The organism is Mesorhizobium kowhaii (assembly GCF_042431665.1).
GTDB lineage: Bacteria > Pseudomonadota > Alphaproteobacteria > Rhizobiales > Rhizobiaceae > Mesorhizobium > Mesorhizobium kowhaii.
On the sequence record NZ_JBHLYT010000013.1, the window covers coordinates 204,890 to 231,866 of the forward strand.

At 63.4% G+C, this 26,977-nt stretch carries 26 protein-coding genes and 1 riboswitch; of the genes, 12 read left to right on the plus strand and 14 right to left on the minus strand.

The features are described from left to right. The first annotated feature begins 75 nt into the window (after positions 1–75). Positions 76–2,826 (plus strand): autotransporter family protein, encoded by a 2,751-nt coding sequence (locus ACFFNA_RS13110; RefSeq protein WP_378918746.1) that lies wholly within the window; start codon positions 76–78, stop codon positions 2,824–2,826. A 57-nt stretch (positions 2,827–2,883) separates the two neighbouring features. Here the strand turns inward: ACFFNA_RS13110 and ACFFNA_RS13115 are convergent, their stop codons facing one another. After that, the gene (locus tag ACFFNA_RS13115; protein WP_111545008.1) at positions 2,884–3,507 is read right to left on the minus strand and encodes a LysE family translocator; all 624 of its coding nucleotides are present in this window, start codon (positions 3,505–3,507) and stop codon (positions 2,884–2,886) included. A gap of 95 nt (positions 3,508–3,602) precedes the next feature. Beyond that, positions 3,603–3,725 carry a hypothetical protein gene (locus ACFFNA_RS13120; protein ID WP_013528283.1) on the minus strand — a complete coding sequence of 41 codons (123 nt, stop codon included), beginning with the start codon at positions 3,723–3,725 and terminating at the stop codon, positions 3,603–3,605. Between the two features lie 241 nt (positions 3,726–3,966). Between ACFFNA_RS13120 and ACFFNA_RS13125 the strand changes: the two genes are divergently transcribed. The 6 genes from ACFFNA_RS13125 (at position 3,967) to ACFFNA_RS13150 (ending at position 10,142) form a co-directional block, all read left to right on the plus strand. Continuing rightward, a complete protein-coding gene (locus ACFFNA_RS13125; protein WP_378918749.1) occupies positions 3,967–4,734 on the plus strand; it encodes a L,D-transpeptidase in 768 nt (255 codons plus the stop codon). A gap of 199 nt (positions 4,735–4,933) precedes the next feature. After that, positions 4,934–6,100 (plus strand): diphosphate--fructose-6-phosphate 1-phosphotransferase, encoded by a 1,167-nt coding sequence (locus tag ACFFNA_RS13130; RefSeq protein ID WP_378918751.1) that lies wholly within the window; start codon positions 4,934–4,936, stop codon positions 6,098–6,100. A 34-nt stretch (positions 6,101–6,134) separates the two neighbouring features. Further along, a complete protein-coding gene (locus ACFFNA_RS13135; protein ID WP_378918868.1) occupies positions 6,135–6,854 on the plus strand; it encodes an MBL fold metallo-hydrolase in 720 nt (239 codons plus the stop codon). A 259-nt stretch (positions 6,855–7,113) separates the two neighbouring features. Further along, a complete protein-coding gene (locus ACFFNA_RS13140; RefSeq protein WP_378918753.1) occupies positions 7,114–8,637 on the plus strand; it encodes a DegQ family serine endoprotease in 1,524 nt (507 codons plus the stop codon). 150 nt (positions 8,638–8,787) lie between these two features. After that, a complete protein-coding gene (locus ACFFNA_RS13145; protein ID WP_111545004.1) occupies positions 8,788–9,399 on the plus strand; it encodes a molybdopterin-dependent oxidoreductase in 612 nt (203 codons plus the stop codon). Continuing rightward, the gene (locus tag ACFFNA_RS13150; protein WP_378918755.1) at positions 9,396–10,142 is read left to right on the plus strand and encodes a ferredoxin reductase; all 747 of its coding nucleotides are present in this window, start codon (positions 9,396–9,398) and stop codon (positions 10,140–10,142) included. Before ACFFNA_RS13145 ends, ACFFNA_RS13150 begins: the two co-directional genes overlap by 4 nt. A gap of 64 nt (positions 10,143–10,206) precedes the next feature. Here the strand turns inward: ACFFNA_RS13150 and ACFFNA_RS13155 are convergent, their stop codons facing one another. The 3 genes from ACFFNA_RS13155 to ACFFNA_RS13165 all read right to left on the minus strand — a co-directional run bounded on the left by ACFFNA_RS13155 (position 10,207) and on the right by ACFFNA_RS13165 (position 13,508). Beyond that, positions 10,207–11,307 carry an FAD-binding oxidoreductase gene (locus ACFFNA_RS13155; RefSeq protein ID WP_378918757.1) on the minus strand — a complete coding sequence of 367 codons (1,101 nt, stop codon included), beginning with the start codon at positions 11,305–11,307 and terminating at the stop codon, positions 10,207–10,209. 180 nt (positions 11,308–11,487) lie between these two features. Continuing rightward, positions 11,488–12,735, minus strand: a complete 1,248-nt coding sequence (locus tag ACFFNA_RS13160) for an aromatic ring-hydroxylating oxygenase subunit alpha (RefSeq protein WP_378918759.1) — start codon at positions 12,733–12,735, stop codon at positions 11,488–11,490. 115 nt (positions 12,736–12,850) lie between these two features. After that, positions 12,851–13,052, minus strand: a riboswitch (cobalamin riboswitch). After that, positions 13,053–13,508 carry a hypothetical protein gene (locus ACFFNA_RS13165; RefSeq protein ID WP_378918761.1) on the minus strand — a complete coding sequence of 152 codons (456 nt, stop codon included), beginning with the start codon at positions 13,506–13,508 and terminating at the stop codon, positions 13,053–13,055. A 56-nt stretch (positions 13,509–13,564) separates the two neighbouring features. Between ACFFNA_RS13165 and ACFFNA_RS13170 the strand changes: the two genes are divergently transcribed. The 3 genes from ACFFNA_RS13170 (at position 13,565) to ACFFNA_RS13180 (ending at position 14,345) form a co-directional block, all read left to right on the plus strand. Further along, entirely contained in the window at positions 13,565–13,762 is a 198-nt protein-coding gene (locus ACFFNA_RS13170) for a DUF680 domain-containing protein (protein ID WP_111545001.1), read from the plus strand. Positions 13,763–13,833: 71 nt separating this feature from the next. After that, the gene (locus ACFFNA_RS13175; RefSeq protein ID WP_378918763.1) at positions 13,834–14,037 is read left to right on the plus strand and encodes a DUF680 domain-containing protein; all 204 of its coding nucleotides are present in this window, start codon (positions 13,834–13,836) and stop codon (positions 14,035–14,037) included. A 71-nt stretch (positions 14,038–14,108) separates the two neighbouring features. Continuing rightward, positions 14,109–14,345, plus strand: a complete 237-nt coding sequence (locus ACFFNA_RS13180) for a DUF680 domain-containing protein (protein WP_378918765.1) — start codon at positions 14,109–14,111, stop codon at positions 14,343–14,345. Positions 14,346–14,428: 83 nt separating this feature from the next. On the opposite strand, the gene ACFFNA_RS13185 is transcribed toward ACFFNA_RS13180, so the two are convergent. From ACFFNA_RS13185 to ACFFNA_RS13205, 5 genes are all read right to left on the minus strand, one after another. Beyond that, positions 14,429–15,541: an ABC transporter ATP-binding protein gene (locus tag ACFFNA_RS13185; RefSeq protein ID WP_378918767.1), complete on the minus strand. Its 1,113-nt coding sequence runs from the start codon at positions 15,539–15,541 to the stop codon at positions 14,429–14,431. 41 nt (positions 15,542–15,582) lie between these two features. After that, entirely contained in the window at positions 15,583–17,247 is a 1,665-nt protein-coding gene (bglA, locus tag ACFFNA_RS13190) for a beta-galactosidase BglA (RefSeq protein WP_378918769.1), read from the minus strand. 4 nt (positions 17,248–17,251) lie between these two features. After that, positions 17,252–18,406 (minus strand): carbohydrate ABC transporter permease, encoded by a 1,155-nt coding sequence (locus tag ACFFNA_RS13195; RefSeq protein ID WP_378918771.1) that lies wholly within the window; start codon positions 18,404–18,406, stop codon positions 17,252–17,254. Position 18,407: 1 nt separating this feature from the next. Next, positions 18,408–19,421 carry a carbohydrate ABC transporter permease gene (locus ACFFNA_RS13200; RefSeq protein WP_111544995.1) on the minus strand — a complete coding sequence of 338 codons (1,014 nt, stop codon included), beginning with the start codon at positions 19,419–19,421 and terminating at the stop codon, positions 18,408–18,410. Positions 19,422–19,664: 243 nt separating this feature from the next. Further along, positions 19,665–21,020: an ABC transporter substrate-binding protein gene (locus ACFFNA_RS13205; RefSeq protein ID WP_378918773.1), complete on the minus strand. Its 1,356-nt coding sequence runs from the start codon at positions 21,018–21,020 to the stop codon at positions 19,665–19,667. 362 nt (positions 21,021–21,382) lie between these two features. On the opposite strand from ACFFNA_RS13205, the gene ACFFNA_RS13210 reads away from it, so the two are divergent. Further along, positions 21,383–22,405, plus strand: coding sequence for a substrate-binding domain-containing protein (locus ACFFNA_RS13210; protein WP_378918775.1), 1,023 nt, complete (start codon positions 21,383–21,385; stop codon positions 22,403–22,405). Between the two features lie 38 nt (positions 22,406–22,443). On the opposite strand, the gene ACFFNA_RS13215 is transcribed toward ACFFNA_RS13210, so the two are convergent. Further along, the gene (locus ACFFNA_RS13215) at positions 22,444–23,352 is read right to left on the minus strand and encodes a LysR family transcriptional regulator (RefSeq protein WP_378918777.1); all 909 of its coding nucleotides are present in this window, start codon (positions 23,350–23,352) and stop codon (positions 22,444–22,446) included. Between the two features lie 135 nt (positions 23,353–23,487). Between ACFFNA_RS13215 and ACFFNA_RS13220 the strand changes: the two genes are divergently transcribed. After that, complete coding sequence (locus ACFFNA_RS13220) at positions 23,488–23,988, plus strand: DUF8737 domain-containing protein (protein WP_378918779.1); 501 nt, start codon at positions 23,488–23,490, stop codon at positions 23,986–23,988. Between the two features lie 132 nt (positions 23,989–24,120). Here the strand turns inward: ACFFNA_RS13220 and ACFFNA_RS13225 are convergent, their stop codons facing one another. From ACFFNA_RS13225 to ACFFNA_RS13235, 3 genes are read right to left on the minus strand one after another with little or no spacing between them, the layout of a single operon-like run. Continuing rightward, positions 24,121–25,563, minus strand: a complete 1,443-nt coding sequence (locus ACFFNA_RS13225) for a S8 family serine peptidase (protein ID WP_378918781.1) — start codon at positions 25,561–25,563, stop codon at positions 24,121–24,123. Next, on the minus strand, positions 25,553–26,221 hold the full coding sequence (locus ACFFNA_RS13230; RefSeq protein ID WP_378918783.1) for an anti-sigma factor: 669 nt from the start codon (positions 26,219–26,221) through the stop codon (positions 25,553–25,555). Before ACFFNA_RS13230 ends, ACFFNA_RS13225 begins: the two co-directional genes overlap by 11 nt. Further along, on the minus strand, positions 26,218–26,781 hold the full coding sequence (locus ACFFNA_RS13235) for a sigma-70 family RNA polymerase sigma factor (protein WP_111544989.1): 564 nt from the start codon (positions 26,779–26,781) through the stop codon (positions 26,218–26,220). The genes ACFFNA_RS13230 and ACFFNA_RS13235 overlap by 4 nt, the downstream gene beginning before the upstream one ends. Between the last annotated feature and the right edge of the window lie 196 nt (positions 26,782–26,977).

A 26,977-nucleotide genomic window follows, 5' to 3' on the forward strand; every position in this document is an offset into this window, starting at 1 on the left:
GCTTGAAATCGCGATCTGAGAGGGGACGCGATGCGGCACTTTGAAATGAAGCTTCTAAACAGCCGTTTGGAAGGGATGGACGACACGATTGCTTTGCTTCTGCGAAAGCCGCGTCAGATACATCCATGGCTTATTAGCGTTCTTGCAACTACAGCGCTGGCGTTGCTGCCCAATTCAGCGGCCTTCGCCGCATGTGTGCTGATTCCGTCTCCCGGAAACGACACCTTCACTTGCGATAGTGGTGATTCGGGCGGCAGCCTCACCGACAATGGCGGCGACAACGCGCTGAATTTTCCCGCCGGCGGGACCGGGAAAATATCAGGCAATGTCACCTTTGGCGTCGGCACGGACCGCATCGACATGCAGTCCGGCACCGTCGCCGGCAATGTCCAGCAAGGCGCCGGCATCGACGACTTCAACATGAGCGGCGGCCAGATCGGTTCGCTCAACCAGGGCGACGGCCTCGACACCTTCACCATGACGGGTGGGCGCATCGTCGATTTCTTCGACGATGGCGACCATGCGGTCATGACCGGCGGCCGCATCGGCCGCGTCAACATGAAACTCGACAAGAACTATTTCAACATGTCGGGCGGCACCATCGACCGAAATCTTGTCACCGGCTTCGACCATGACACGATTATCCTGTCGGGCGGCATCATCGGCGGCAACATCAGCGTCAGCGGTGGCAATGACAGCGTCACGGTCACCGGCGGCACGGTCGGCGGCGATATCCTGATGAGCTTTGGCGCCGACAACTTCGTCTGGAACGGCGGCGGCATCATCTACGGCGCCGTCGATCTCGGCGGCGACAACGACACCGCCAAGCTGAGCAATCTCACCAACGCCAATCTCGGCGCCACGAATGCAATAATCGGTGGCCTCGGCACCGACGCGCTGACCCTCGATAACGTCAAGCTCGATGGGATCAGCCGGCTGCAGAACTGGGAAAGCATCGGCGCCACCAACGATACCGAACTGACGCTGGACAGCAATCTGGTGCTTGGCGACAGCGGCACCGGCACCGGCGCACTCAACGTCGACGCCTCGAGCACGCTGTTTGGCGGCGGCGGCTTCAACGCTTCGATCCAGGCCTTTACCGCTGGTCAGTTGGCACAAGTCACCAATGCCGGACGCATCGACCTGACCAATGGCGGCACCGGCGCGACCGATCGTCTGACGATCTCCGGCAACTATACCGGCGTCGGTGGCCTGCTGCTCATCCAGACCGAGCTTGGCGATGATTCCTCCGCATCGGACAGGCTGGTGCTGTCGGGCGGGACGGCGTCCGGCTCGACCGGCATCGCAGTGATCAATCTCGGCGGCGCCGGTGCCGAGACCACGCAGGACGGCATCATGGTCGTCCAGGCGGTCAACGGCGCCAGCTCCGGCACCAGCACCTTCGCCCTCGACACGCAGGTCGCGGCCGGCGCCTTCGAATATTTTCTGTTCAAGGGTGGCGTCAGCGCCGGCAGCCAGGAGAACTGGTATCTGCGCTCGGCGCTGACGACGCCGACCCCACCGGCACCGGCACCAGCGGTGGTCGAACCTGGGGTCGAACCCCCGCCGCCGCCGGAACCTGAACCGCCTGCGGTCGAGCCACCGCCGCCGCCACCCTCCGAGCTGCCGCCGACGCCGCCGCCGACCATCAACACCCCGCCGGTCGACCCGACGCCGCCCGTGCAGGCCAGCGATCCGGAACCCACGCCGCCGCCTCCGCCAGCACCGGCGCCGCCGGCGGACCCACCACCGCCCCCACCGGTGGTGCCAACCGCAGCGCCCGCGCTTCCAGTGCCGACGCCGCCTGTTGGTCCGCCGCCTGTGCAGCCGGCGCCGCCGACACCCGGAGCGAGTGCGGTGCAAGCCGCCGAGATCCCGCTCTATCGCATCGAGGTTCCGGTCTATTCGGCCTTGCCGCCGGTCGCCGAGCATCTGGCGATGACGACGCTCGGCACCTTCCATGAACGGCGCGGCGAGCAGAGCCTGTTGTCGAACGCGGAGCTGTCGCCGGTCTGGGGCCGCGTTTTCGGCCAGGACACTGAGATGGGCTGGTCGGGAACGGTGTCGCCATCCTTCGACGGCTCTCTGTTCGGCTTCCAGGCAGGTTTCGACCTGTTCGGCCGCGAGACCGCGTCAGGCCAGATCGATCGCGCTGGCCTGTTCGTCGCCTATGCCAGCATGACTGGCGACTTGCGCGGCCAGGCGCTGGGATGGAACAATCTGTCCGTCGGCAGCATGGATATCGACGGCACCAGTGTCGGCGGTTACTGGACCCGTGTCGGCCAGGGCGGCTGGTACCTGGACGGCGTCGTCATGGCCACCTTCTTTGGCGGCAACACAATATCGTCCCGCAACGTCGGCATCGACGTCGACGGCACCGGTGTCACCGCTTCGTTGGAAGGCGGCTATCCCATTGCGCTGGCGCAAGGCTGGACGCTTGAACCGCAGGCGCAACTGGTCTGGCAGCATCTGTCGCTTGACGACACCAAAGACCTGTTATCGTCGGTTTCCTTCGATCCCGACGACAACGTCACCGGTCGGCTGGGCGTGCGGCTGCAGGGCGAGACTGCCATCAACGGCATGGCATTGCAGCCTTACCTCAAAGCCAATATCTGGCACGACTTCGGCGGCACCAGCCATGTCAGCTTCGACGCCAACGACATCTCGACCGAGGGCAGATCGACCTCCTTCGAATTCGGCGGTGGCCTCGTCGCCAAGGTGACGGACAAGGTCAGCATCTTCGCCACCGGCGACTACACCACCAATCTCGGTGGCGACAAGCGCCGCATTCTCGAGGGCAATCTCGGCTTCAGCGTCAAATGGTGAGGCAGATCAAGGTCCCGAATCGGAGGTTCGGGACCTTGGTCAAAAAAGTGGGCCCGCCTAATTGCCCGAACGCATCGCCACGGTGGCGATGCCGGCGCCGACCAGCAGCGTGCCGCCGGTGCGGTTGAAGATGCGGATCGCCTTGGGATTGCGCACGACGTTGCGCGCGCGCGCCGCGATCAGCGCATAGCCGAAGGCATTGGCGAAGGCGAGCGCCAGGAAGGTCGTCTCGAAGATCAGCATCTGCGTCCAGAAATCGGCATGCCGGTCGAGGAACTGCGGCAGGAAGGCGACGAAGAAAGTGATGCTTTTCGGGTTGAGCGCGGTGACCAGCCAGGCATGCGCCATCATCTTGGCCGAGGACACCGCGTCGGTGCGCGGCTCGGCTTTCAGCGCGCCGCCGGCGCGAAACAGTTTCACGCCGAGATAGATCAGATAGCCGGCGCCGATCAGCTTCAGGATGGTGAAGACGGTCGCCGAAGCGGCCAGCAGCGCGCCGATGCCGAGCATCGACAGCGTCATCGCGGTGAAGTCACCGAGCGCCACGCCGACCGCCATCGGCAGGGCGGTGCGCCAGCCCTGGCCCAGCGCGTAGGACACCACCAGAAGGATGGTCGGACCCGGAATGATGAGAAGGATCGTCGATGCGGCAGCGAAGGCGGCCCAGTTTTCGAAGGACATGCTCGTCTCCTTTGAGCGTAAAGAAGAGGATAAATCCTTGGCGATGGGAGAATGTAAAGGGCGATTTCCCTAATTTCGCCAACGGCAGGTCGGTGTCAGTTCGCGCCGCTCAATGTGCTCACGATATCGGCCAGGCTGACATTGGCACCGAGAACGGTTGCTGCTGCGACAATGGCCGCGGCAAAAAGCTTGATGTCGGTTTTTAAGGTCTTGCACATGGATCCCCCTCGATGGCCGCCTGAGGGGATTGGGAAATGCCGGCGCCGGGCATATGACCTGACGGAGGTCATTTTGTGCAGCAGCGCCTTGGTCGACGGTCGGGCGGCAGGTCGAACGCCAGCAAGGCAACGCGCAAACGCAGGCAGCGCAACGCCTTCACGCTTTATCAACCATGAATGATGAAAATGCGCTCTATCCGGCCGGACCGTGCTTCCCGCCGACAGCGTAGGGTTTGGGTATATGCGTGAGTTGCCGCAAGGTCTGACGCCGCCGCGAAACGGCGACGCAATCGAAACCGATCATCATCTTTCCCGTCGCGCCATCCTGTCTGGAGCGGGGGCGCTGGCTTTGCTCAGCGCCGCCGGTTGCTCAACCTCGGGCGGCGGTCTGTCGGCACTCGATCTCGACGACACGGTCACCGGTTCATTGCGGCCGATCCGGCCGAGCATCAGCGTCGACAAGCACATCACCAGCCCCGACATGATGTATGCCGGGCTGACCGATGGCGGCTTCAACCTGCCGGAAGTGCCCTATCTCAAGGTCAAGCCGGAGTTCCGCCGCCAGATCGTCGTCGACACCACCGGCGAGGCGCCCGGCACCATCGTCGTCCATCTGCAGGAGCGCATGCTCTATCTCGTCCAGCCGGGTGGTGATTCCATCCGCTATGGCGTCGGCATCGGCAAGGATGGCTTCCGCTGGTCCGGCCGCGCCAACATCCAGTACGGCAGGGAATGGCCGACCTGGACGCCGCCACCCGAAATGATTGCCCGCAAGCCGGAACTGGTGAAATGGCAAGCCGGCCAGCCCGGCGGCCTCACCAATCCGCTCGGCGCCCGGGCGCTCTACATCTATCAGGACGGCAAGGACACCGGCTATCGCATCCACGGCTCGCCCGAATGGTGGAGCATTGGCCAGGCGATGTCGTCGGGCTGCGTGCGCCTGATCAACCAGGACATCATCGACCTCTACAGCCGCGTCTCCAAGAAGAACCCGGTCGTCGTCGTCTGATCGTGCCGGCCGCCGGCGCGGCCGCTTCTCTCTCTGTTTGAGCATGATCTCTGGCGAAACCCGGTTCTCACTCTTGGGTCAGGCCCAAGTGTCAGGCTCAAGGGCATGCTTTTCGGGATCATGCTCTGGTTCTCCCGTTGCGCGATAGCGAAAGACAGGCGAATGTGCCTGCGAATTCATCGCTCGGGAGACGTCAGGAATGGCCGGAACTTTTGTTATCGCGCAGGGCGGCGGCCCGACCGCCGTCATCAACCAGACGGTGGTCGGGGCGACGCTGGAGATCCGCAAGCGGCATCCCGGCGCCAAGGTGCTGGGCTCCATCCACGGCGTGCGCGGCATTCGTGACGGCAACTATGTCGACCTCTCCGCCATCCCAGAAGACCGGCTGCGGCTGATTGCCGGCACGCCAAGTGCAGCCCTTGGCTCGACGCGCGACAAGCCGGACGCCGCCTATTGCGAGGTCATCCTCAACGGGTTGAAGAAGGCCGGTGCCGACGCCTTCATCTATATCGGCGGCAACGATACGTCCGGCACGCAGCAGATCCTGACGGACGCCGCCGGCGGCACGATCGCCTTTGTCCATGCGCCGAAAACCATCGACAATGATCTTGAGGAAAACGATCACACGCCGGGCTTCATCTCGGCGGCCGAGTTCGTCGCCGGCGCCTTCCTGACCGTCGACCTCGATTTCCGCGCTCTGCCTGGTATCTATGTCGGTATCGTCATGGGCCGGCACGCTGGCTTCCTCACGGCTGCGGCTGCAGCCTGGCAACTCGACCCGGACAGCGGCCCGCATCTCGTCTATGTTCCGGAGCGCCCATTCTCGGCGGCCGGCTTCATCGATGACGTGCGCGCCACGCTCGATCGCCACAAGCGTTGCATCGTCGCGGTGTCGGAAGGTGTCAGCACCGCCGACGGCAAGGCGCTGGTCGAAAGCCTGGTGCCGCCGGAGAAACTGGAGCGCGACGCGCATGGCAACGTCAAGTTGTCCGGCAGCGACCTGCCGGCAGCGCTCGAACGCGCGCTGGCCGAGGGGCTGCCCGGCAAGCGGGCCCGCGTCGATGCGCTCGGCTATATGCCGCGCGGCTATATCGGCGCCATCAGCGCGGTCGACGCCCAGGAGGCATTCGATGCCGGCGCCTTCGCCGTCAGCGTCGCCGAACAGGGCGGCGGCTCGGTGGCGCTGCAATATGACGGCGCCAAAACGGTGCTGAAGAAGGTGCCGCTGAAGAACGTCGCCGGCAAGACCCGCCATATGCCCGACGATTTCATGAAGCCCGATGTCAATCAGCTGTCCGAGGCCGGCATGGCCTATCTCAAGCGGCTGGTGCCGGAGAAATACAAGGTCGGGAAGCCTTTCGTCTGATGCAGGCTCACACGTGATGCCGGGCTCAAAGATGATGCCGGACTGGTTCAGCAAGAGCATCGTCGACGAAAAGACGACGATGCTGACCGAACCGTTCGTGCATGATTATGTGCGTGCCAACATCTGGCATCTGCGCGGCCGCGATGTCGACCTGCTGGTCGACACCGGCATGGGCATCTGTCCGCTGGCGCCGGAGATCGAGACGCCGCATGGCAAGCAGCTGCTGGTCGTCGCCACCCATATCCATCTCGACCATGTCGGCTCGCTGCACGAGTTCCCGTTGCGGGCCGGGCCAAGGATGAGTGCCGCGCAGTTTGAGAGCATGGATGAGGCGGCGACCTACGCCTACATGTTCCACGATCTCGATGGCGCCGTGTCGAAATTGCCGGCACCTGGCTGGAAGGCAGCCGACTACAGGATCCCGTCAGCGCCATTGACGCGGACGCTTGACGAGGGCGACGTGGTCGATCTCGGCGACCGGCAGTTTCGCGTGCTGCATCTGCCCGGGCATTCGCCGGATTCGATCGCGCTGTTCGACGAGGCCGATGGCCTGTTCTTCAGCGGCGACGCCATCTACGACGACACGTTGATCGACGACCTGCCGGACTCCGATCGGACCGCCTATCGCCGCACGATGCAACGCCTGCTCGACATCCCGATCCGCATTGGCCATGGCGGCCACGGGCCAAGCTTCGACGGCAAGCGCATGCGCGAAATTGCAACGGCCTATCTCGAGCGAACCGGCGCGGGCTGATGCCTCGGCGGGGCAGGGAAGAGCGCCTGGCCTGTCGCCCGACGACATTGTGACCGGTCGCCGTCTGGAAATTAAATCTTCGTAAGGTCGCCTCAAAACCCTAAATCGGGCCAAGCCGTACCCTAGATGCAGGGCTGTCGATCTGGTCGGCTGCCATGCCAGGCGAGACGGGCAATCGCGATCTTCGACACGCCGGATGGCTGGTTCCCCAAGGGAGGCGGCCACAGCGCAGGATCAACTCTCGCCCGGACAAACGACCATGTCAGATATCCTTCGCAGACATCGCGTCGCGGCCTTGCTGGGCGCTGCGCTAATCATATCTCCCTTTGTCATATCTTTCGCCCAAAGTGCGAGCAACGCCGTTCCGACAACCCAGACACCTGTCGCCGGCATCACGGCACCCAACGGCTCGTTCGCCCCCATCGTGGCCGCCGACAAGCCGGCGGTGGTGACCGTCACCACCGTCATGAAGGCACAGCCGGAAAGCACGGATGACGGCATGCCTCTCGGCAACTCGCCGTTCGACGAATATTTCCGTCAATTCTTCGGCGACCAGGGCATGCCCGCTCCACAGACCCCGCCGCAGCAGGCCCCGCGTGCCGAAGCGCTCGGTTCCGGCTTCATCGTCGCTGCCGATGGCACCATCGTCACCAACAACCACGTCGTCGATGGCGCCTCTTCGATCAAGGTGACGCTCGACGACGGCACCGAGCTTCCCGCCAAGCTCGTCGGCCGCGATGCCAAGAACGATCTCGCGGTGCTCAAGATCAAAGCCGACAAGCCCTTGCCGACCGTCAAATGGGGTGATTCCGACAGGCTGATGACCGGCGACCAGGTGCTGGCGATCGGCAATCCGTTCGGCATCGGCACCACGGTCACCGCGGGCATTGTCTCAGCGCGCGGCCGCGATCTGCACAGCGGGCCGTTCGACGACTTCATCCAGATCGACGCGCCGATCAATCATGGCAATTCCGGCGGTCCGCTGGTCGATGTCAACGGCAATGTCGTCGGCATCAACACGGCGATCTATTCGCCCAATGGCGGCAGTGTCGGTGTCGGCTTCGCCATCCCGTCGGACCAGGCCCAGAAGGTGGTCGCCAAGCTGATGAAGGACGGCTCAATCCAGTACGGCTACCTCGGTGTCGAGATCCAGCCGGTGACGCCGGATGTGGCGAGTGCCATCGGGCTCGATCATCCTGGCGGCGCGCTGGTTTCGCAGGTCAATGACGGTTCGCCGGCTGCCAAGGCCGGCGTCGAGACCGGCGACGTTATCACCAGCTTTGCCAGACAGGATGTAAAGGATCCCAAGGACCTGTCGCGGGCCGTCGCCGATGTCGCACCCGGCGCCCGGGAATCGCTTGAGGTCTGGCGCAAGGGCAAGGCCATGGATATTTCCGTCGATGTCGGGCTCAACGGCGACGATGTGAAGACGGCATCCGTGACCGACGGGTCCGGCGCGCCGAGCGCCGGGCAAGGCAATCGAGTCCCCGCGATAGGCCTCGGCCTGATGGACATCACGCCCGACATTCGCCAGCAGATGAACCTAGCCGACAATCAGCACGGCGCGGTGGTTGCCAGCGTCAATCCCGACAAGGCGGCCGCGGCTTCCGGCATCCAGGCCGGTGACATCATTATCGCCGTCAATCAGGTGCCGGTGAAGAGCGCCAGGCAGGTCACCCAGGCGATCGCCCAGGCCGGCAAATCCGGCAGGAAATCGGTGCTGTTGCTGTTGGAGCGCGACGGCGGCCAGATTTATGTCGCGGTGCCGTTTGCCAATGGCTGACACGTGGCGCTGACTTGAAGGCAGGATCGGCGGGACTCGGCGACAACGAGCCGCCGATCCAGTCCGTCAAGATTTCAGTTGCCCGCCACGGCATCTTCGAGAAAACTGCATGAAGTCTGACAGATGGCCCGATGCAGGGGGATTGCCGCAATGGTCACCCGAGGTTTCCTTTCAGGACGGCGCCCGCCGACCGACGGCGACGCGCGCATCCCTCCAGGGCAATATCTCGAGCAGGGATTTCCGGTCCTGTCAGCCGGCCCGACGCCGCGGGTGCGCACCGAGGAGTGGTCGTTCACGCTGAAGCACGGGCCGCGGCCGATCAAGAAATGGAATTGGGCCGAGTTCAACGCCTTGCCGCTGACCAAGATGACACGCGACATCCATTGCGTGACCGCGTGGACCAAGTTCGACACGCCATGGCAAGGCGTGCTGATCGACGATATTCTCGCCGATGCCGGCATCGAGCCGCCGACCGCCTTCACGCTGGCGCATTCGTTCGACGGCTATTCCACCAATGTGCCGATAAAGGACCTCACCGCCGGCAAGGCGATGGTCGCGCTGTTTTACGAAGGCAAGCCGATCACGCCGGACCATGGCGGCCCGGCGCGGTTGCTGGTGCCGCATCTGTATTTCTGGAAATCGGCCAAATGGCTGAACGGCCTCCAGTTCACCGAGCGCGATGAGCCGGGTTTCTGGGAATTGCGCGGCTATCACATCTATGGCGACCCATGGCGTGAGCAGCGCTACACGAACGATCCATGAGCGACGCACAAGCGCCGCAATCGCCCTGGCAGACGGCCGGGATCGTCCGTATCGAAAAGCGCACGCCGCGTGTCACCAGCTTCTTTTTCCAGCCATCGCGGCCGTTCCCCTATCGGGCCGGTCAGCATGTCGACGTCAGGCTGACAGCGCCGGACGGCTATCAGGCGCGCCGCTCCTATTCGATTGCCTCCGCGCCCGAGACGGACGGGGTGATCGAACTGGCGATCGAAAAACTCGACGATGGCGAGGTCTCTCCGTTCTTCCATGACGTTGCAGCGGTTGGCGATGAGGTCGAACTGCGCGGGCCGCTCGGCGGGCATTTCATCTGGCCACACGATGATAGCGGGCCGCTTCTGTTGGTCGGGGGTGGTTCGGGCGTCGTGCCTTTGATGTCGATGGTCCGTCATCGCGCCAAGCGCAATTCGATGGTGCCCGTCGCCCTGGTCTTTTCAGCGCGGGTCTGGGACGAAGTGATCTTTCGCGACGAATTGATCGCTCTCGATGATCGCAAGGACGGCTTCGACCTCGTGCTGACACTGACGCGCGAAGCCGCGCGCCGTCCTGCCGATTATTCGCGGCGGGTGGACGTTCCCATGATGGTGCAATCCATGGCGCGGCTGCCCGGACCGCCTGATATCGCCTTCGTCTGCGGCTCCAACGCCTTCGTTTCGGCCGCCGCCCAAGCGCTGATCGATGCCGGCGTTGCAGCGGACATCATCCGCACCGAGCGCTACGGAGTTTGAACGGATGCAGCCCTTCGAGAGGTTTCTCGCAGCCGCCGTTCCGAGGCTCGGCATCGCCCACCGGTCACGCCTCGATTTCGAGCGCCGAAAGCGGTTTTGAGCAACAGGCGAGGATAAAGCCGTCGTCGATTTCGTGATCAAGGATGCCACCATTGTGGCTCATCTCGACGGTGCCCGCGACCTTCTTCACCTTGCAGGTTCCGCAGAGGCCGAACTCGCAGGCGGCGGGAATCCGCACGCCCGAGGCGCGGGCCGTTTGCAGCACGGTCTGGCCGGCGACGCATTCGGCGTCGACATCCGAAAGCGCGAATCGGATCGGCGTCGCGGCTTCGACGATGACGCCAGCGCCGTCTTCCGCCGGCGAGGTGAACGGTGCCGGAATCTCCTCCACAACAGGCGCCGCAAAGCTCTCCTGATGGTATTTCGTCATGTCGAAGCCGGCGGCGTCCAGCATGCCGCGCACGGCGCGCATGAAGGGATCGGGGCCGCAGCAGAAGATTTCGCGCTCGCGGAAATCGGGCGCCAGCAATGGCAGCCGGATCGCGTCGATGCGGCCCATATGGCCGAACCAGCCCTCGCGGCTCGATCGCTCCTCGATCATGAAGCCAAGCGACAGGCCCGGCATGCGGCTGCCGAGCAGCTCGAGCTCCTTGCGGAAAATGATCTCTTCGGGGCGTCGCGCGCAATTGACGAAGCCGACATCGGTCCATGGCGCGCAGTCGTTCAGCCAGCGCAGCATCGACATCATCGGCGTCACGCCGGAGCCGGCCGAAATGAACAGATACTTGGCCGCCGGGTGGCTGTGCAGCGAAAAGTCGCCGGTCGGCCCATAGGCCTTGACGTGCGAACCGGGCGTCAGATGGTCGAACATCCAGCGTGTGCCGATGCTGCCCGCTTGCGCCTTGATCGTCACCGCGATCGAGAACGGCCGCGATGGCGAAGACGACAGCGTGTAGGTGCGCATCAGCGGCCCGTCGGCGGTCGGCAGTTCCAGCGTCACGAACTGGCCCGGCTTGTAGCGGAACCAGGTCTGGTTGTCGGAGCGGAAGGTGAAGGTCTTCACATCAGGCGCTTCGTCGCTGACGCCGATCACTTCCAGCACCTGGAGCCTGTCGTTCCAGGGCGTCATCTGGTCGAGATGGCGATAGAGGCCAAGGTCCGTCATCGCATTCATCCTCTTGTCCCTTTTGTTCGGTGCATGCCGTGATCCCAAAACCGCCGGGCACTTTTGGGCGACATGCCCTAAAGCGCGTCGCGTCGAAACGGATTCATGCGCCGCGCTTTAAGTCTTTGTTTGTATGCATGTCGTTGTCTCGAAACCGGGGCCACTTTTGAGCGACATGCATTAGGCAACGCTGCGCAGCGCCGGCCGGCCGCCTTCGGCAAGGCGCGGACCGATGAACGACGCGTACCACTCGACGAACTGGATCACGCCCCCCTCATGCAGCTCCGAATAGGGGCCGGGCTCGTAGGCGGGCGACAGGATGCCGAAGGCATTTTCCTCGACGATGCGGCGGTCCTGATCGTTGGTCTCGGTCCAGACATGGGTAAGCTCGGCGAGATCGTAGTCGACGCCCTCGACCGCATCCTTGTGGACCAGCCATTTGGTCGTCACCGCGGTCTCCGTGGCGCTGATCGGCAGCACCCGGAAGGTGACGGCGTGGTCGCCCAGGATGTGGTTCCAGGTCGTCGGATAGTGATAGAGCAGCAAGGAACCGATGCGGTCGGTCGAAACGCTGTCGGATAGGTTCTTCTTGACCGCGCGCTTTCCCGTCATCGTGTAGCTGACGGCATCGCGCAGCAGCGGCGCGCGGGTGGCGCGGTACTGTCCGGCCGGATCGATGCGGAATTTGCTCGGCAGGCCGGCCGCTTCGCATTTCGCCCAGTGCGCAAGCATTTCCGGGTCGCTGTCGGCGCCTTGCACGCCGGTCACCGTGGGCGCTTCCGGGAAAGTCTTGCAGAGCTCCGGATGATTGCCGGCGCAATGGTAGCACTCGCGGTTGTTTTCCCAGACCAGCTTCCAGTTACCCTTCTCGACAATGGTCGATTCGAACGCCACCTTGGCCTCACGCAGCCGGTGCGGCAAAAGGTAAGGCTCGATCACCGCCCGCATCGGCGCGAAATCCGCCGGCTCCTTGGCCAGGCAGATGAAAATGTAGCCGCCGACGCTTTCGCAGGCGACGGGCTTCAAGCCGAACTGGCTCTTGTCGAAACCGTCGGCCATCTGCCTGGCAAACAAGAGCCTTCCGTCCAGCTCATAGGTCCATTGGTGATAAGGGCAGACCAGCTTTGCCGCCGTGCCCTTGTCGGAATTGCAGACGCGGCTACCGCGATGGCGGCAGGAATTGTGGAAGGCGTTGATCTTGCCTTGCTGGTCGCGGACAAGCACGACCGGATAGTCGCCGATCTGTGCCGTGATGTAGCTGCCCGGCTTCGGCAGTTCGCAATCATGGCCGATGAACAGCCAGTCGCGATACCAGATCAGCTCCATGTCGAGCTTGAAATAGTCTGGATCGGTGTAGAAGGGCTGTTCCAGCGAAAAGCCTTGCCGGCGCCCACTCAAGAGCCTCAGCATGTCGTTGCGAGCATCCATGTCCTGTCCTCGTTATCTAAGGACTGAACTGGTGGTGACGGAGGAAGGATCGGACGCAGGCCGGCGATGCGCCGGACATGCACTATCCACCTCTTGACCGCCCACCGCGATCAGTCGAGTTCAAACATCTCGGGCTGGTTTCCGGGCTCTGGAGTTGTCCTTGCGGACCATCGCGACACCTTCCCAGGCGATTGCCCAGTGGTCTCCCGTTGCGACTTGAACTCCACCACCGTTGCGGGGGCAGCGCCGGATTCTGACCGGCTTCCCAATTCTCCGCCTCGTCGTCACGAAGCGGCACCTGAGATGACATGATCTAATCACGATCGCGGGCGCGTCATCGGCATGAAAACGACATCGTATCCATGCGGCGCGACACGTGTGCGAAACGCCCAGGTTGGCGATTGCCGGGCCGAAATCCTATCTCTTCGGCAGCCATAGCCGGCTGCAATCTCCTCGAGTTCGACCCCTTGCCAGGGGCCAAAAAAGGTTAACGGTTTCGAAAAGTGACTATTAGCAGCATCTAAAATCGAACCGAACGGTTCGTTTCTGTTGACGGTGCGTGCAGGACGGGTGAACACTGGGCCTCCGACACAGTTGGTGATCTGGCCGGCGGTTTCATACAACTCTTTGATATAAATCAGAAAAACATTGAGTGTGGAAACTCCTGGCGCAATTTCAAGTGGCAGATTCTTGGTCCACGCGGAACAACTTCGTGATTGGAAATGGCTGGATGGCTTTCCCACATCGGGGCTGTCCGAACGACGCGATTTCATCCCAAGACACGCCGCTAGACGGACGGCAAAAATAAGAAATACTGGAGTACCAAAAAATGAAAAAGATCATTCTCACTGCCGCCGCCGTTCTGGCCATTTCCGGCAGCGCCTTCGCTAACGGTAGCGACCACTATGGTTCGAACGCCCCGGCAGCCACCGCTGTCGACAGCTCCTACACCGCTTCGGTCAAGAAGTCGGAACCGGCTGCTCAGACGCCTGTCCAGGGCAGCGACCGTAACCTCTTCGGCCACTAACAGCCGATTCCCAGAGGGCGTCGGCCTCGCTCCGCCGCCCTGGTGAAATCCAGAAATTCAGGAGAGCTAAAATGAACAAGATCCTCATCGCCGCCGCCGCCGTTCTGGCCATCTCCGGCAGCGCCTTCGCCGCCAGCGACAACTATGGTTCGAACGGCGCCAAACAGCCTGCAGCCGCGGTTGACCACTCGTACACGGCTTCCACCAAGACGTCGCAACCGGTTGCTCAGACGCCCGCTCAGGGCAGTGACCGCAACCTGTTCGGCAACAACTAACAGCCAACTCCCCGCGGACGGCGGGTCTGTCCCGCCGCCTTGGAGAGGCTCGAAAAATTCAGGAGACTAAAATGAACAAGATCCTTATTGCTACCGCTGCCGTTCTGGCGCTTTCCGGTAGCGCTTTCGCCGGCAGCGACAACTTTGGCTCCGATGGTGCCAATCAGCCCGCGGTCACGTCGGTTGACAGCTCGCATACGGGCTCGATCCGCAACACCGGTGGTTTCGTCGGCAAGCTGCTCAATTCGTCGGGCGACGTACAGAAGTCCGCCCCTCAGGGCAGCGACCGGAACCTCTTCGGCCACTAACAACCGAAGCTGATCTCCAAACAAGAGCGGCGGGCCTGTGCCCGCCGCTCTTTGTCTTTTATACGGCCTCCGATGTCCTGACCTCAGGCCGCCTTTGCTTCCGGCTGACGGAGCGAGAAGGAGTGCCCGTCCGCGTCGAAGATGTGAAGGTCGCTGGCGTCCGCGCTCAGCCGCAGCGTCGCCCCGCGCTTGACCTCGACATTGCCTGGCATCTTGGTCACCAGCGGCAGGTCGGCGCGGCCGATGTCGACATAGACAAGCTGGACCTCGCCGAGCTGCTCGACATAGTCCACCGTTCCCTCGAAAAGATAGTCCGCGCCGCTGGCGATGATCAGATCTTCCGGCCGCACGCCAAAGCTCAAAGCAGCACCCTTTGCCGAAGCCGGCGTCGCGATCGGCACGCTTGCCTTGCGGCCGCCGACATGGCTGACCACGGTCGGGTTGCCGGTCTTGTCGATGGTCGCCGGCAGGATGTTCATAGCCGGCGAGCCGATGAACTGGGCGACGAACAGGTTGCCGGGCTTCTTGTAGAGATCCATCGGCGTGCCGACCTGCTCGATATGGCCTTCCTTGAGCACCACGATGCGATCGGCCAGCGTCATCGCCTCGACCTGGTCATGGGTGACGTAGATCATGGTCGTGTTGGGCATCGATTCCTTGAGCTTGGCGATTTCGATGCGGGTGGCAACGCGCAGCGCCGCGTCAAGGTTCGACAACGGCTCGTCGAACAGGAACACTTTCGGATTGCGCACGATGGCGCGGCCGATGGCGACGCGCTGGCGCTGGCCGCCCGACATCGCCTTGGGCAGGCGGTCGAGATATTTGGTCAGCTGCAGGATTTCGGCGGCCTGCTTTACGCGGCGGTCGATCTCGGCCTTGTTCTCCTTGCCGATCTTCATCGAGAACGCCATGTTGTCGTAGACGGTCATATGCGGGTAGAGCGCGTAGGACTGGAACACCATGGCGATGCCCCGCTTCGACGGCGGCACGTCGTTCACCACCTCGCCGGCGATCTTGAGTTCGCCGGAGGTGATTTCCTCAAGCCCGGCGATCGACCGCAGCAATGTCGACTTGCCGCAGCCCGACGGGCCGACAAAGACGATGAACTCGCCCGACTTTATATCGAGGTCGATGCTGTGGAGAATGTTCAGATTGCCGTAGGACTTCTTCACTTGTCTTAGCGTGACATCGGCCATTGGTTTCCTCCCAGTAATTTGAAATTCAAGTGATTTGAAATTCAGTCGATGCGCCCGAACCAGGCGCCGTAGCCGCCGAGCTGTATGGAACCAGTGCTCGCCTGCCCCGAAAATCCGTGCCCGGGCAAAGGTTGCAGCGATCGGTTGCCAAGGTCAACCTTGGTTGGCCCGGCTCCCAGATTGAAGACGCAGACGATCTGCTCGTTGCCTGCGCGGCGCGTGAAGGCGACGGTGTCGCCCTCGCTGTCGATGAATGTGATGTCGCCCTTGGCCAGCGCCGGATGGGCGCGGCGGAAGGTGAGGAAGCGCCGGTAGTGCTCGAGCAGCGAGGTCTCGTCGCCCTGCTGGACATTGACCGCTTGCGACAGATGCTTGGCCGGCACCGGCAGCCAGGGCTTGGCCGAGGAGAAGCCGCCATTCCTGGCGCTGCCGTCCCACACCATCGGCGTGCGGCAGCCGTCGCGGCCCTTGAATTCCGGCCAGAAGCGGATGCCGTAGGGGTCCTGCAGATCCTCGAAGCGGAGGTCGGCTTCACCGAGCCCAAGTTCCTCGCCCTGGTAGATGCAGACCGAGCCACGCAAGGACATCAGCAGCGCCGAAATGACCTTGAGATAGGCGGTCGGATCGGCTTCGCCTGCCGCCCAGCGCGAGGCCGGGCGCATCACGTCATGGTTGGAAAAGGCCCAACACGACCAGCCGTTGCTGGCGACCTTGCCGAAGGATTCCAGCACCGAGCGGACCTTGGCCGCACTGATCTTTTCCGGCGCCAGGAAGTCGAAGGAATAGCACATGTGCACGCGCTTGCCGCCGGCCGTATAGGCCGCCACCACTTCCAGCCCGCGCTGCGAATCGCCGACTTCGCCGACCGCGGCGGTTGCCGGATATTCATCGAGCAGGGCGCGGAAGCGTTCGAGGAAGCCGAGGTTTTCAGGGCGGCTCTTGTCGTAGAGATGGTCCTGGTAGTTGTAGGGATTGACCGCGGGTGCGGTCTGGTCGTTGCGCTGCTCGGGCGGCAGCGGCGGATTGTTTTCCAGACCCTGGCTGTGGAAGTAGAAATTGATGGTGTCGAGCCGGAAGCCGTCGACGCCACGCTCCAGCCAGAAGCGGGTGACGTCGAGCAGCGCGTTCTGGACCTCGTGGTTGTGGAAATTGAGATCGGGCTGTTCGGCCAGGAAGTTGTGCAGGTAATATTGCTGGCGGCTGGTGTCCCATTGCCACGCCGAGCCGCCGAAGATCGACAGCCAGTTGTTGGGTGGCGTGCCGTCCGGCCTGGCGTCCGCCCACACGTACCAGTCTGCCTTCGGGTTGTTGCGGCTCGACCGGCTTTCCTTGAACCATGGATGATTGTCGGCGGTGTGCGACAGTACCTCGTCGATCATCACCTTCAAGCCCAGCCTGTGTGCTTCGGCGGTCAGCGCGTCGAAGTCGGCCAGCGTGCCGAACATCGGATCGACGTCGCAGTAATCGGTGACGTCGTAGCCGAAATCCTTCATCGGCGACTTGAAGAACGGCGAAATCCAGATGGCATCCGCACCGAGTGCCGCGATGTAGGGGAGCCGGCCGATGATGCCCTTCAGGTCGCCAATGCCGTCGCCGTTCGAGTCCTGGTAGCTGCGCGGATAGATCTGGTAGATCACCGCACCCCGCCACCAGTCGCGATCGATGGCGAGGTCAGGCTTCGAACTGGCCTTCAAAGCGGATTGCATTGTCTCAGCCTCCTTTCACCGAGCCGGCAAGCAGCCCGCGGACAAAATAGCGCTGCAGCGAGAAGAACACGATCAGCGGCACGATGATGGTCACGAAAGCCGATGTCGTCAGGATCTCCCAATCGCCGCCGCGTGAGCCGAGCAGCGCGTTGAGCTTGGCGGTCAGTACGATCTGGTCTGCCTCTGTACCCAGGAAAACCATCGCCACCAGCAGATCGTTCCATACCCACAGGAATTGGAAGATGGCAAACGAGGCCAGCACCGGGAAGGACAGCGGCAGCACGATCTTGACGAAGATCTCGAAATCGCTGGCGCCGTCGATGCGCGCCGATTCCATGATTTCGCGCGGCAGACCGGCAATGTAGCTCCTGAGCAGGTAGATGGCGAAGGGCAAGCCGAAGCCGGTATGCGCCAGCCAGATGCCGAGATAGGTTTTCGACGGCATGCCGAAGAAAGCGCCGACGCCGTTGTACAGCTTCAACAGCGGGATCAGCGACATCTGCAGCGGCACCACCAGCAGTCCGATGATGACCGCAATCAACAGCGCCCGGCCGGGAAAGCGCATCCAGGCCAATGCATAGGCGGCAAAGGCGGCGATCAGGATAGGGATGACGGTCGCCGGGATGGTGACGGTCAGCGAATTCATGAACGACCGTCCGATGCCTTCCGAAAACAGCACGGTCTTGTAGTTGTCGGTGGTGAACTTCGGCGGTGCCGAGGAGGCATAGTAGACGCGCTGGCCGCGATCGCCTTCGAAAGCCTTGGGCGAGGCCATGACGAAACTGCCGTCGGCGTTGAGCTGCAGGGTGACGCCGTCGCCGAGATCGGCTGACGTGCCGGCGGGATATTGCGTCGGTGCCGCCGATTTGACGCCAAAGGCGCTGATGTTGCGGTGAGCGCTGTCGCCGAAGATGTTGCCTTGAAGGACGAACTTGCCGTCCTTTTCGACTTGCGTCGAGGCGGCCGGCAGCCGGCCGGCTTCCGTCTGGGTGGAACTGGAGAACGAGTTCCACCAGCCCGAGGCGATGATCTGGTCCTTGTCGCGCAGCGACGAGGCCAGGATGCCGAGCGTCGGTATGGTCCAGATGGCGACGAAGATGAAGACGGCAATGTGGACGCCAAAGCGGCTGGCGAAGGAATTTCCGGTCGCAACGGCCATCTCAATGTCCTCCCGTCTCTTTGTTCGCCTGGCGGATGTTCCAGACCATGATCGGAATGACCGCGATCATGATGATGATGGCGATGGTGGCGCCACGGCCGAAATCGCCGCCGCCACGGAACATCCAGTCGAACATCAGATTGGCCAGCACCTGGCTGTTCCACTGGCCGTTGGTCATGGTCAGCACGATGTCGAACACCTTGAGCACCAGAATGGTGATCGTGGTCCAGACGACGGCGATGGTGCCCCAGATCTGCGGCACCATGATCTTCCAGAAGATCTGGAACGGATTGGCGCCGTCGATGACGGCGGCTTCCAGCGTCTCTTCCGGGATGCCGCGCAAGGCGGAAGACAGGATGACCATGGCAAAGCCGGTCTGGATCCAGATCAGGATCACCATCAGGAAGAAATTGTTCCAGAACGGCAGCGATATCCAGACCTGCGGCTGGCCGCCGAAATGCTGGATGATGGCATTGAGCAGGCCGATCTGGGTCTGGCCCTCGCCACGGTACTCGTAGATGAATTTCCAGATCACGCTGGCGCCGACGAAAGAGATCGCCAGCGGCAGGAAGATCAGGCTCTTGGCGATCGTGCCCCACCAGATCTTGTCGGTAAGCACGGCGATGATCAGGCCGAGGAAGGTGCAGGCGGCCGGCACCACCGCCAGCCAGACGATGTTGTTGAGGATCGAGTTGCGGAACTCGCGATCGCCGAACGCCCATTCATAATTGGCGAAGCCGACGAAGTTTATGCCGCCGCGATCGAGGAATGACAGCCGCAGCGTCTCGACCACCGGATAGATGAGGTAGATGGTCAGGATGATCATCGCCGGACCGACGAACAGCCAAGGCCGGACCAGCCCTTGCCGGCGCAGATTGTCGATGGCCGCGGCGCCGGCGACGCCGCGCGACGGGAATATCAGGTCGACCAGCTTGTTGGCGCCCCAGAAATAGGCGACGCAACCGCCGACCCCGACGATGATGACGAATATGGCCGAGAAAATCTGAGCCGCCATGGGTCCCTCCCCCTGCGCATGATCCGACAAGGAATGACCTTGGTGACGGGACCAGGCGCCGATTCAGTTGTTTGGAGCGTCATCGGCGATGGAAACCTGTTCACATGCCGATTGCGCTTCATGTCTATGCGCTCATGACGAAAGGCTGCGGCACGGGCCGCCGTCGGATCCGGGCCGGCAGGGCCCGGATCCAGTGCGAGAATGGTAGGGTCGCCGAGCCGGACGGCCGCTGCTTGCCAGCCGCTACTTGATCGCGTCCCAGCTCTTCTGGATGTCGGTGGCGACATCCTGCGCGGACTTGCCGCCGACCAGGTCGATCATGCCGGTCCAGAAGGCGCCGGCGCCGATCTTGCCCGGCATCAGGTCGGAACCGTCGAAGCGGAAGGTCGAGGCATTGGCGAGGATTTCGCCCTGCTTCCTCAGCGCATCACTGGCATAGGCAGCCTTGTTGACTCCCTTGAACGGCGTCACGAAACCACCCTCGGCCATCCAGATCTCGTGAGCGAGCGGCATCTTCAGGAATTCGATGAAGGCGCGCGCGGCCTTTGAGTCCTTGGTGATCATCGCCAGCGTACCGGCGCCGAGCACCGGCGTGCCCAGTTCAGGCTTGGAGGCATAGGGCGGGAAGTAGAAGAAGTCCGCGTCCTGGCCGACCTTGGTGCCTTCCGGGAAGAAGGTCGGGATGAATGACGCCTGATGGTGCAGGTAGCATTTCGGCGGGACCGAGAAGAGGCCCTTCGGGCTGTCGCGGAAATCGGTCGCCGCAACCGCCTTGGCGCCGCCGTCGACCATCTTGTCGTCGGTCGCGATCTTGCCGAAGATGTCGATGGCGTTGACCACCGCGGGATCGTTGAACGGGATCTCGTTCTTCACCCATTTGTCGTAGACGTCCGGAGCCTGGGTACGCAGCATCAGGTCTTCGACCCAGTCGGTCGCCGGCCAGCCGGTGGCGCCGCCGGAGCCGAGGCCGATGCACCACGGCTTGCCGCCATCGGCGATGATCTTCTTCTCGAGGTCGGCGAGTTCTTCCTGCGTCTTCGGCACCTTGTAGCCGGCTTCCTCGAAATTATCCGGCGAGTACCAGACCAGCGACTTCACGTCGGCCTTGTAGGGGAAGGCGAAGAAGCCCGGCTTGCCGTCCTTGTCCTTGAAGGTACCGAGGTCGACCCATGACTGGCCGGCGCCGTAATTGTCCTTGACCCATTTGGCGGTGTCGTCGCCCAGTGGCGTCAGCAGGCCCTTGGATGCCAGGTCCTGGATCAGGCCCGGCTGCGGCAGCACGGCGATGTTGGGCGGGCTGCCGGCCTGCGTGTCGATGACGATCTGCTGCTCGTAATTCTCCGAGGAGGAGTATTTGATCTCGACGCCTGTGGCTTCCGAGAAATAGTCGAGAACGCCGCGCACCAGGCCTTCGTCCTCACCGCGCCACGGTCCGAAGATCGACAGCGTCTCACCCTTGAGATCGACTTTCTTGAGCTCTTCGTAGTTCGCCCAGTTGAAGCGCGGATCCTCGCCCGGCTTGAACTTCAGTTCGGCCTGCGCGGGCGCGTTCAGGGCGAGCGTGGCAAACGCAGCACCCAGCAAAAGCATTTTCTTCATCGGTATTCCTCCCAGTGGGTCACAAACACCGGACGGAACCTCCATTCCGCCCGCCGACGCCGCAGGACTGTGACTCAGTCGCAAAGGAACCGCAACCTTTCGAAGAGTCTTCCAAAGCGCTTTGGCTTTCTTGATCACGCCATTGAATCGCTCGGAAGTCAAGAGGGTGGCTGGCTAATCGATTTAATTTTGGGCTTGCGAGACGCGAAAAGTGCGCTGCAGCATGTATTTATGGCAGTGCAGCAGTAATTTTTGTTTCAAACTCGCCCAAAGCACGCCTATGCTTATCTTCATATCGCTGCGCCCCTCGTGGAGCCCAGATCCAATCGAATTAAAAGCGCTTTGAGGCGTGGAGGCCTCCTGTGAACCTCAAGCAGCTCGCCCATATGCTGGCGCTTTCGCAAACCACGGTAAGTCGTGCCCTGAACGGCTATCCCGAGGTCAACGAGGAAACGCGCCGGCGGGTGATGGACGCCGCCAAGCGCCATGGCTATCGTCCCAACCCCAGCGCGCGCCGGCTGGCGACGGGCAAGACCGGCATGATCGGCTATGTCCTGCCGACCGGTGCGTCCGTCGACATCGATCCGCATTTCGTCGAGTTCCTGTCCGGCCTCGGCGATTATGCCCGCTCGCATGAATTGGACCTGGTGCTGTCGCCGGCCGATGCCGACGACCAGGAAACGACTTACCGGCGCATCGTCGCCAACCGGCAGGTCGACGCCGTCTACATTTCCTCGCCAAGGCCCGCCGACCGCCGCGTGGCGCTGGTCAACACGCTCGGCATTCCCTTCATCGTCCACGGCCGCAGCGAAGGCTTCGATTTCGATTATCCGTTCACCGACATCGACAATGAGGGCGCCTTTCACGAGGCGTCGCGGCTGTTGATCCAACTCGGCCACCGGCGGCTGGCGCTGATCAATGGTGACGACCGCGAGACCTTTGCCATCCACCGCGAGCGCGGGGTGCGCCGGGCGCTGGCGGCGAGCGGGCTGGCATTGGGCGAACGCCATGTCTGCTCGGTGGTCATGACCGAGGAGAACGGCTATCGCGCCACCAGGCGCTTGCTGGAGGCGGGCGACGCGCCGACCGCGATCGTCTGCTCCAGCCTGATCATGGCGCTGGGCGTCGTGCGCGCGGTGCGCGACCTCGGCCTGACCATTCCTGGCGATGTGTCGCTGATCGCCCACGACGACGTCTTTCCCTGGCTGAGGCCGGAGAATTTCTCCGTGCCGCTGTCGACGACGCGCTCGTCGATCCGTCTCGCTGGCGCGCGCGTCGCCGAGCGGCTGGCGGCACGGATTTCGGGATTGGAGGAGGGCGTTCGTGGCGAGGTCTGGCCGGTCGACCTGGTGGTCAGGGGATCGGTCGCCGGCGCGCCGGCCTGAGGACCGAACAAGTCGGAAAGACAGTTGGTCGGATTGTCTCAGGCCGCGGATTTGAGGTGATCGATGAAGGCGCGCAGCTTCGGCAGGACTTGGCGCTTGCCGGGATGATAGAGGAAGACGCCCGGCGTCGAGGCGGCGACGCCGTCCAGCACCGGCTCGAGTTTTCCCTCGGCGATCGGACGTTCGGCGACAGGTCGAGGCGTCTGCGCCAGCCCGACGCCTTGCATCGCGGCCCCAAGCAACGTCGGATAGTCGTGTGCGATCATCGGCCCTGAGACCATCGCCTCGATCGCCCCGTTGCCGTCGACGAAGGCCCAGGGCGCAATGGCGCCGTTCGAACGGCGCAAGCGCAGGCAAGCGTGGTGGCGCAAGTCGTCGACACGCTCGGGGCGGCCGTGGCGCTCGAGATAGTCAGGGCTGCCGACGACCACGAACGCGAACGGCGGAGTGAGCCGCACCGCGACCATGTCGGCCGCGATGAACTGGCCGAGCCGGATGCCGGCATCGAACCCTCCGGTCGCGAGATCGACCATCTCGTCGCTCGCGGCGATCTCCAGCTCGATCTCGGGATAGGCTCGGCAGAACGACGCGATCATCGGCTCCAGGATCAACGGCACGACGGCGCGGGGCACGGACAGGCGCAGCAGCCCGGTCGGCCGCTGGCCGGCATCGCGCACCGCCTCGCCGGCCGCGACGAGCTCCTCGAAGGCTGGGCCGGCACGGTCGAGGAACCGCTGACCAGGCTCGGTCAAGCCGACGCTCCGCGTCGTGCGGACAAACATCGCCGTGCCCATGCGAGCTTCCAGCGCGCGCACCGCCTGGCTCACCGCGGACGGCGTCACGCCGAGCTCCGCGGCGGCACGGCGAAAGTTGCGGTGCCTGGCGACAGCCAGGAACGCCTCGACGCCCTCCAGCGCACCGTGTCGGACTGTGTAGTTCTGCTTCATGGGCTGTTGTGATTACAGCGGATAGTCGAATTATGGAAGCGGGCTTAGGTAATCGATTGAAGCTGCCAGAGCGGCTGCCTGCGTCCCAAGCGCGATGTCCGAGGCCGCGTGAACCAACTGTTGAGAGAAGGCCAGATGTCCACGGAAGTCGTGTTCCAAACCCATCTCGTTCTGGGCTATGTCGCGTGGCTGCTTTGCCTCGGTGCATACGGTCTCCCGTGGCTGAGGTCGATGGACCGGGTCGCGGCGCAACGCGTTATTGCAACTTTGCACAGCTTCCGCTTCTTCGGGCTCGTCTTCCTCGTTCCGGGCGTCGTAAGTCCCAATCTGCCGGCCGGCTTCGCCATGTTCGCCGCCTATGGCGACTTCGCAACCGGGGTGCTGGCCATGCTGGCGCTGCTCACGGTGAGGATACCTCAGCTCTTCTGGGCGTTCGTCGTCGCCTTCAATCTCGTAGGCACGGTCGACCTCATCGTCGACTACTACCACGCCGTCCAGCTCGGCCTTCCCGCACGCGCGGGGGAACTGGGCGCCACCTACGCGATCCCGATCATCTACGTACCGCTGCTGATGATCACGCACATCGTCGCATTCTATTTTCTGGTACGTCCTGGAGCAATTCCAGGAAAAGTGTGAAACGGTTTTCCTGGGAAAAGCGCGTAGCGCGTTCCCTTAGGGAATTGCGTCAAAACAAACAGATAGAGCGGGTCGGCGTTTCCTTGAAACGATGAACCGCTCTAGGCAAACGGCGACTTGAGCCGTCGCGGACTAGTCCTTCGCAGACTCAGCCGCCTTGATGTCGAGCAGGCCGTAGCCGAAATCATTGTCGCGCCCCTTGGGGCCGAGATCCCTGGCCGTTGCCGCCAGCGCCTTCTCGATGCCGTCGGCCGAGCGGTCGGGCGCGGCATGGATGAGATTGGCGATGGCGCCGGTCACGATCGCCGCCGCGAACGAGGTGCCGGTGACCACGTCCGAGCCGGCGCCGCTCGGCGCCACCATCTCGACGCCAGGCGCCGAGATGAAGACATAGGCGCCGCGATTGGCCTGCGGCATCAGCCCGTCCCTGGCGTCGGTGGCGGTCACCGCGATGACGCCGTCGAACGCGGCCGGGTAGCCATAGGGCGCCTTAGGCCCGTTGTTGCCGGCGGCCGCGACCAGCATGATGCCGAGCGCCCGCGCATTGCTGCAGGCGACGCCGAGCAGGTCGTTCTTCGGCCCGACGAAGCTCATGTTGATGATGCGAACGTCTTGGCTCGCCGCCCAGTCGAGCGCCGACAGGATGACGTCCATGGTCGACTTGCCACCCTCGAAGGCGCGGGCGTGGTAGATCCTGGCGCCTGGCGCCATGCCCTCCAGCGCGCCGACACCGGCGATCAGCCCGTCGACCGACGTGCCATGATCGCGCTTTTCGATCGGAACGTCGGGCATGGCGTCGAACTGCCCGGCGATGACGCCGGACAGCGCCGGATTGCTGTCGTCGATGCCGGTATCGATCACCGCGATGCGGACGTTTTCGCCGCTGGCCTGTTTGGAGTCGAGCGCGATGCGCTCGAAGGCATAGTTGACGATGCTGGCGGCCTGCTGCAGCGAATAGACATGATTGGGTTCGCGCCGCTGTGTGCGGCCGTCGGCGGCCAATTGCGCGAGCACGACGCCGACAGGGCGGCCATCGGGAATGCCGAAGCGCACCAGCGTGGTGCCAAGCAGCCGCGACTGGCGCTGCGAGCGCACCTGGAGACCGAAGGACGCGGCGATCTGCTGCACGGCGCCGGCATCGCCGTCGACCGTCACCAGCACCTCGTCGGGCACGAAATCGCCGACCACCGCGCGCGGCGGCTGAACGGCGATGAGATCGGTCGGCGAGACGATCGGGCCACTTGGAGGGGGGCCGGCTTGATTGTTGGCAGGCGGCGTCGCCGGCTCCGGCCGTGGTGTTGGCATCGGTGCCGGGGGGGCGACAGGATTGGGGAACAGGTCGACGATCAGGGCCGGCAGAAAGACGACGCCGGTCTGTGACGCGCCCGATCCCCCCTTTGTGTCGCTGCCGTCCTTGGCGCAGTCAGCGCCTGCCGCATTGCTCGCGTCGCTGCAGTCGATTTTCGCGCCGTGGGGATTGGGGGCGTTGGTCTGCGCCGACGCAGGCACGGCGGCGATTGTCATCGCCGCCGCCAGCATTGCCGCACATCGAATGACCGCCGCCTCAGCCGCCATCAACCGGTTTCCTTCCCTCGATCACAGTCTCGGTGAAAGGCTGGGCGGCAATAAGGCCAAGCTGCTTGGTGTAGTCGGCTGCGTTGGCAGCGGGAATGCCAAGCCGGAACACGCCATCGGCGGTCGGTCCACCGACGATCTTCAGCCCGTTGCTGCCGAGAAAGCCGGAAACATCCGACATCTTTGCATCCGGCTTGAACTTGACCAGGGCGAACGGCATTTTCGCCAGATCGCCTTCCGCACCCGCAATCTCGAAATCCTTACCCTTGCCGCCGGGCTGAACAAACGACTGCACCATGATCAGCGCCAGCAGTACCGCGGCCGCAGCCCAGGCGACACCGGCCGGCACCGCCATGAAGCGGCCCCAGGCCTGCGCCAGCCAAGACGAGTTTGCCGGCGCGCGGGCTGGCCCGGCTTCGGCGTCGAACGCCCTGGCGAAGCGGCTCAGCGCATCGGCCGGCGGGCGGATCGCTTCGTTGGCGGCCGTGGTGCCGGAAAATTCGGCCTCGGCCTCGCCAAGGGCGGCCATCGCCGCCGGATCGCTGGCCAGCCACTCCTCGACGGCTTCCAGGTCCGAGCCTTCCAGCGAGCCGTTCAGATAGAACGGCAACAGCGTTTCCATTTCGTCGCGGCGTGACATCTTTTCAGCGGCGCTCATGGCCAGCCCCTGTCGTAACCGGCGGCCTTGAGGGCCTCGCCGAGTTTCTTGCGGGCGTAGAACATCCGGGTCTTGACGGTCGCGACCGGAATGCCGAGCACCTCGCCGATCTCGCCCACCGACTGCCCATGATAATAGGCAAGATCGATCACCGTGCGGTGCTCTTCCGGCAAGGCGTCGACGAAGCGCCGCAAGGCGGCAGCCTTGTCTTCCTTCATGGTGACGACTTCCGGCGTGTCGGCGCTGTCGGGCACCGCGGCGGCGGCCTCGTCGTCGATCCAGTCTTCCTTCTTCTTGCGCAGCGAAGACAGCGCCTTGAACCGGGCGATGCCGAGCAGCCATGTCGAGACTTCGGAGCGTCCCTCGAAGCCTGGCGCTTGCCGCCACAGTTCGAGAAACACCTCGTTCGCGATATCGTCAGCCATCATTTCCGATCCCGTCTGGCGCGCCACGAAGCGGTAGACCCGCGCGTGGTGACGCATGAACAGGAGCCGCACGGCGGCACGGTCGCCCTTCGCGACCCGGTCGACAAGCGCGCGATCGGTCTCCGTCGCCGTCATAGCCGGTCGAGCCGCCTGGCTCCTGTCTGCTCTGTCGCTGATCGGTCCAAAAAGGTTCATCCTCCGCCAAGGAATTTGCGGAGGCTAACTCAAGAGCGGGGCGGTTGCCAGAGGTGAGGAACGTCGCGCCGAAGGCGGGTCAATCGACAACGATTTGTCGATTGAAGTGACGAACGCCCGAAGCCATAGCGTAGGG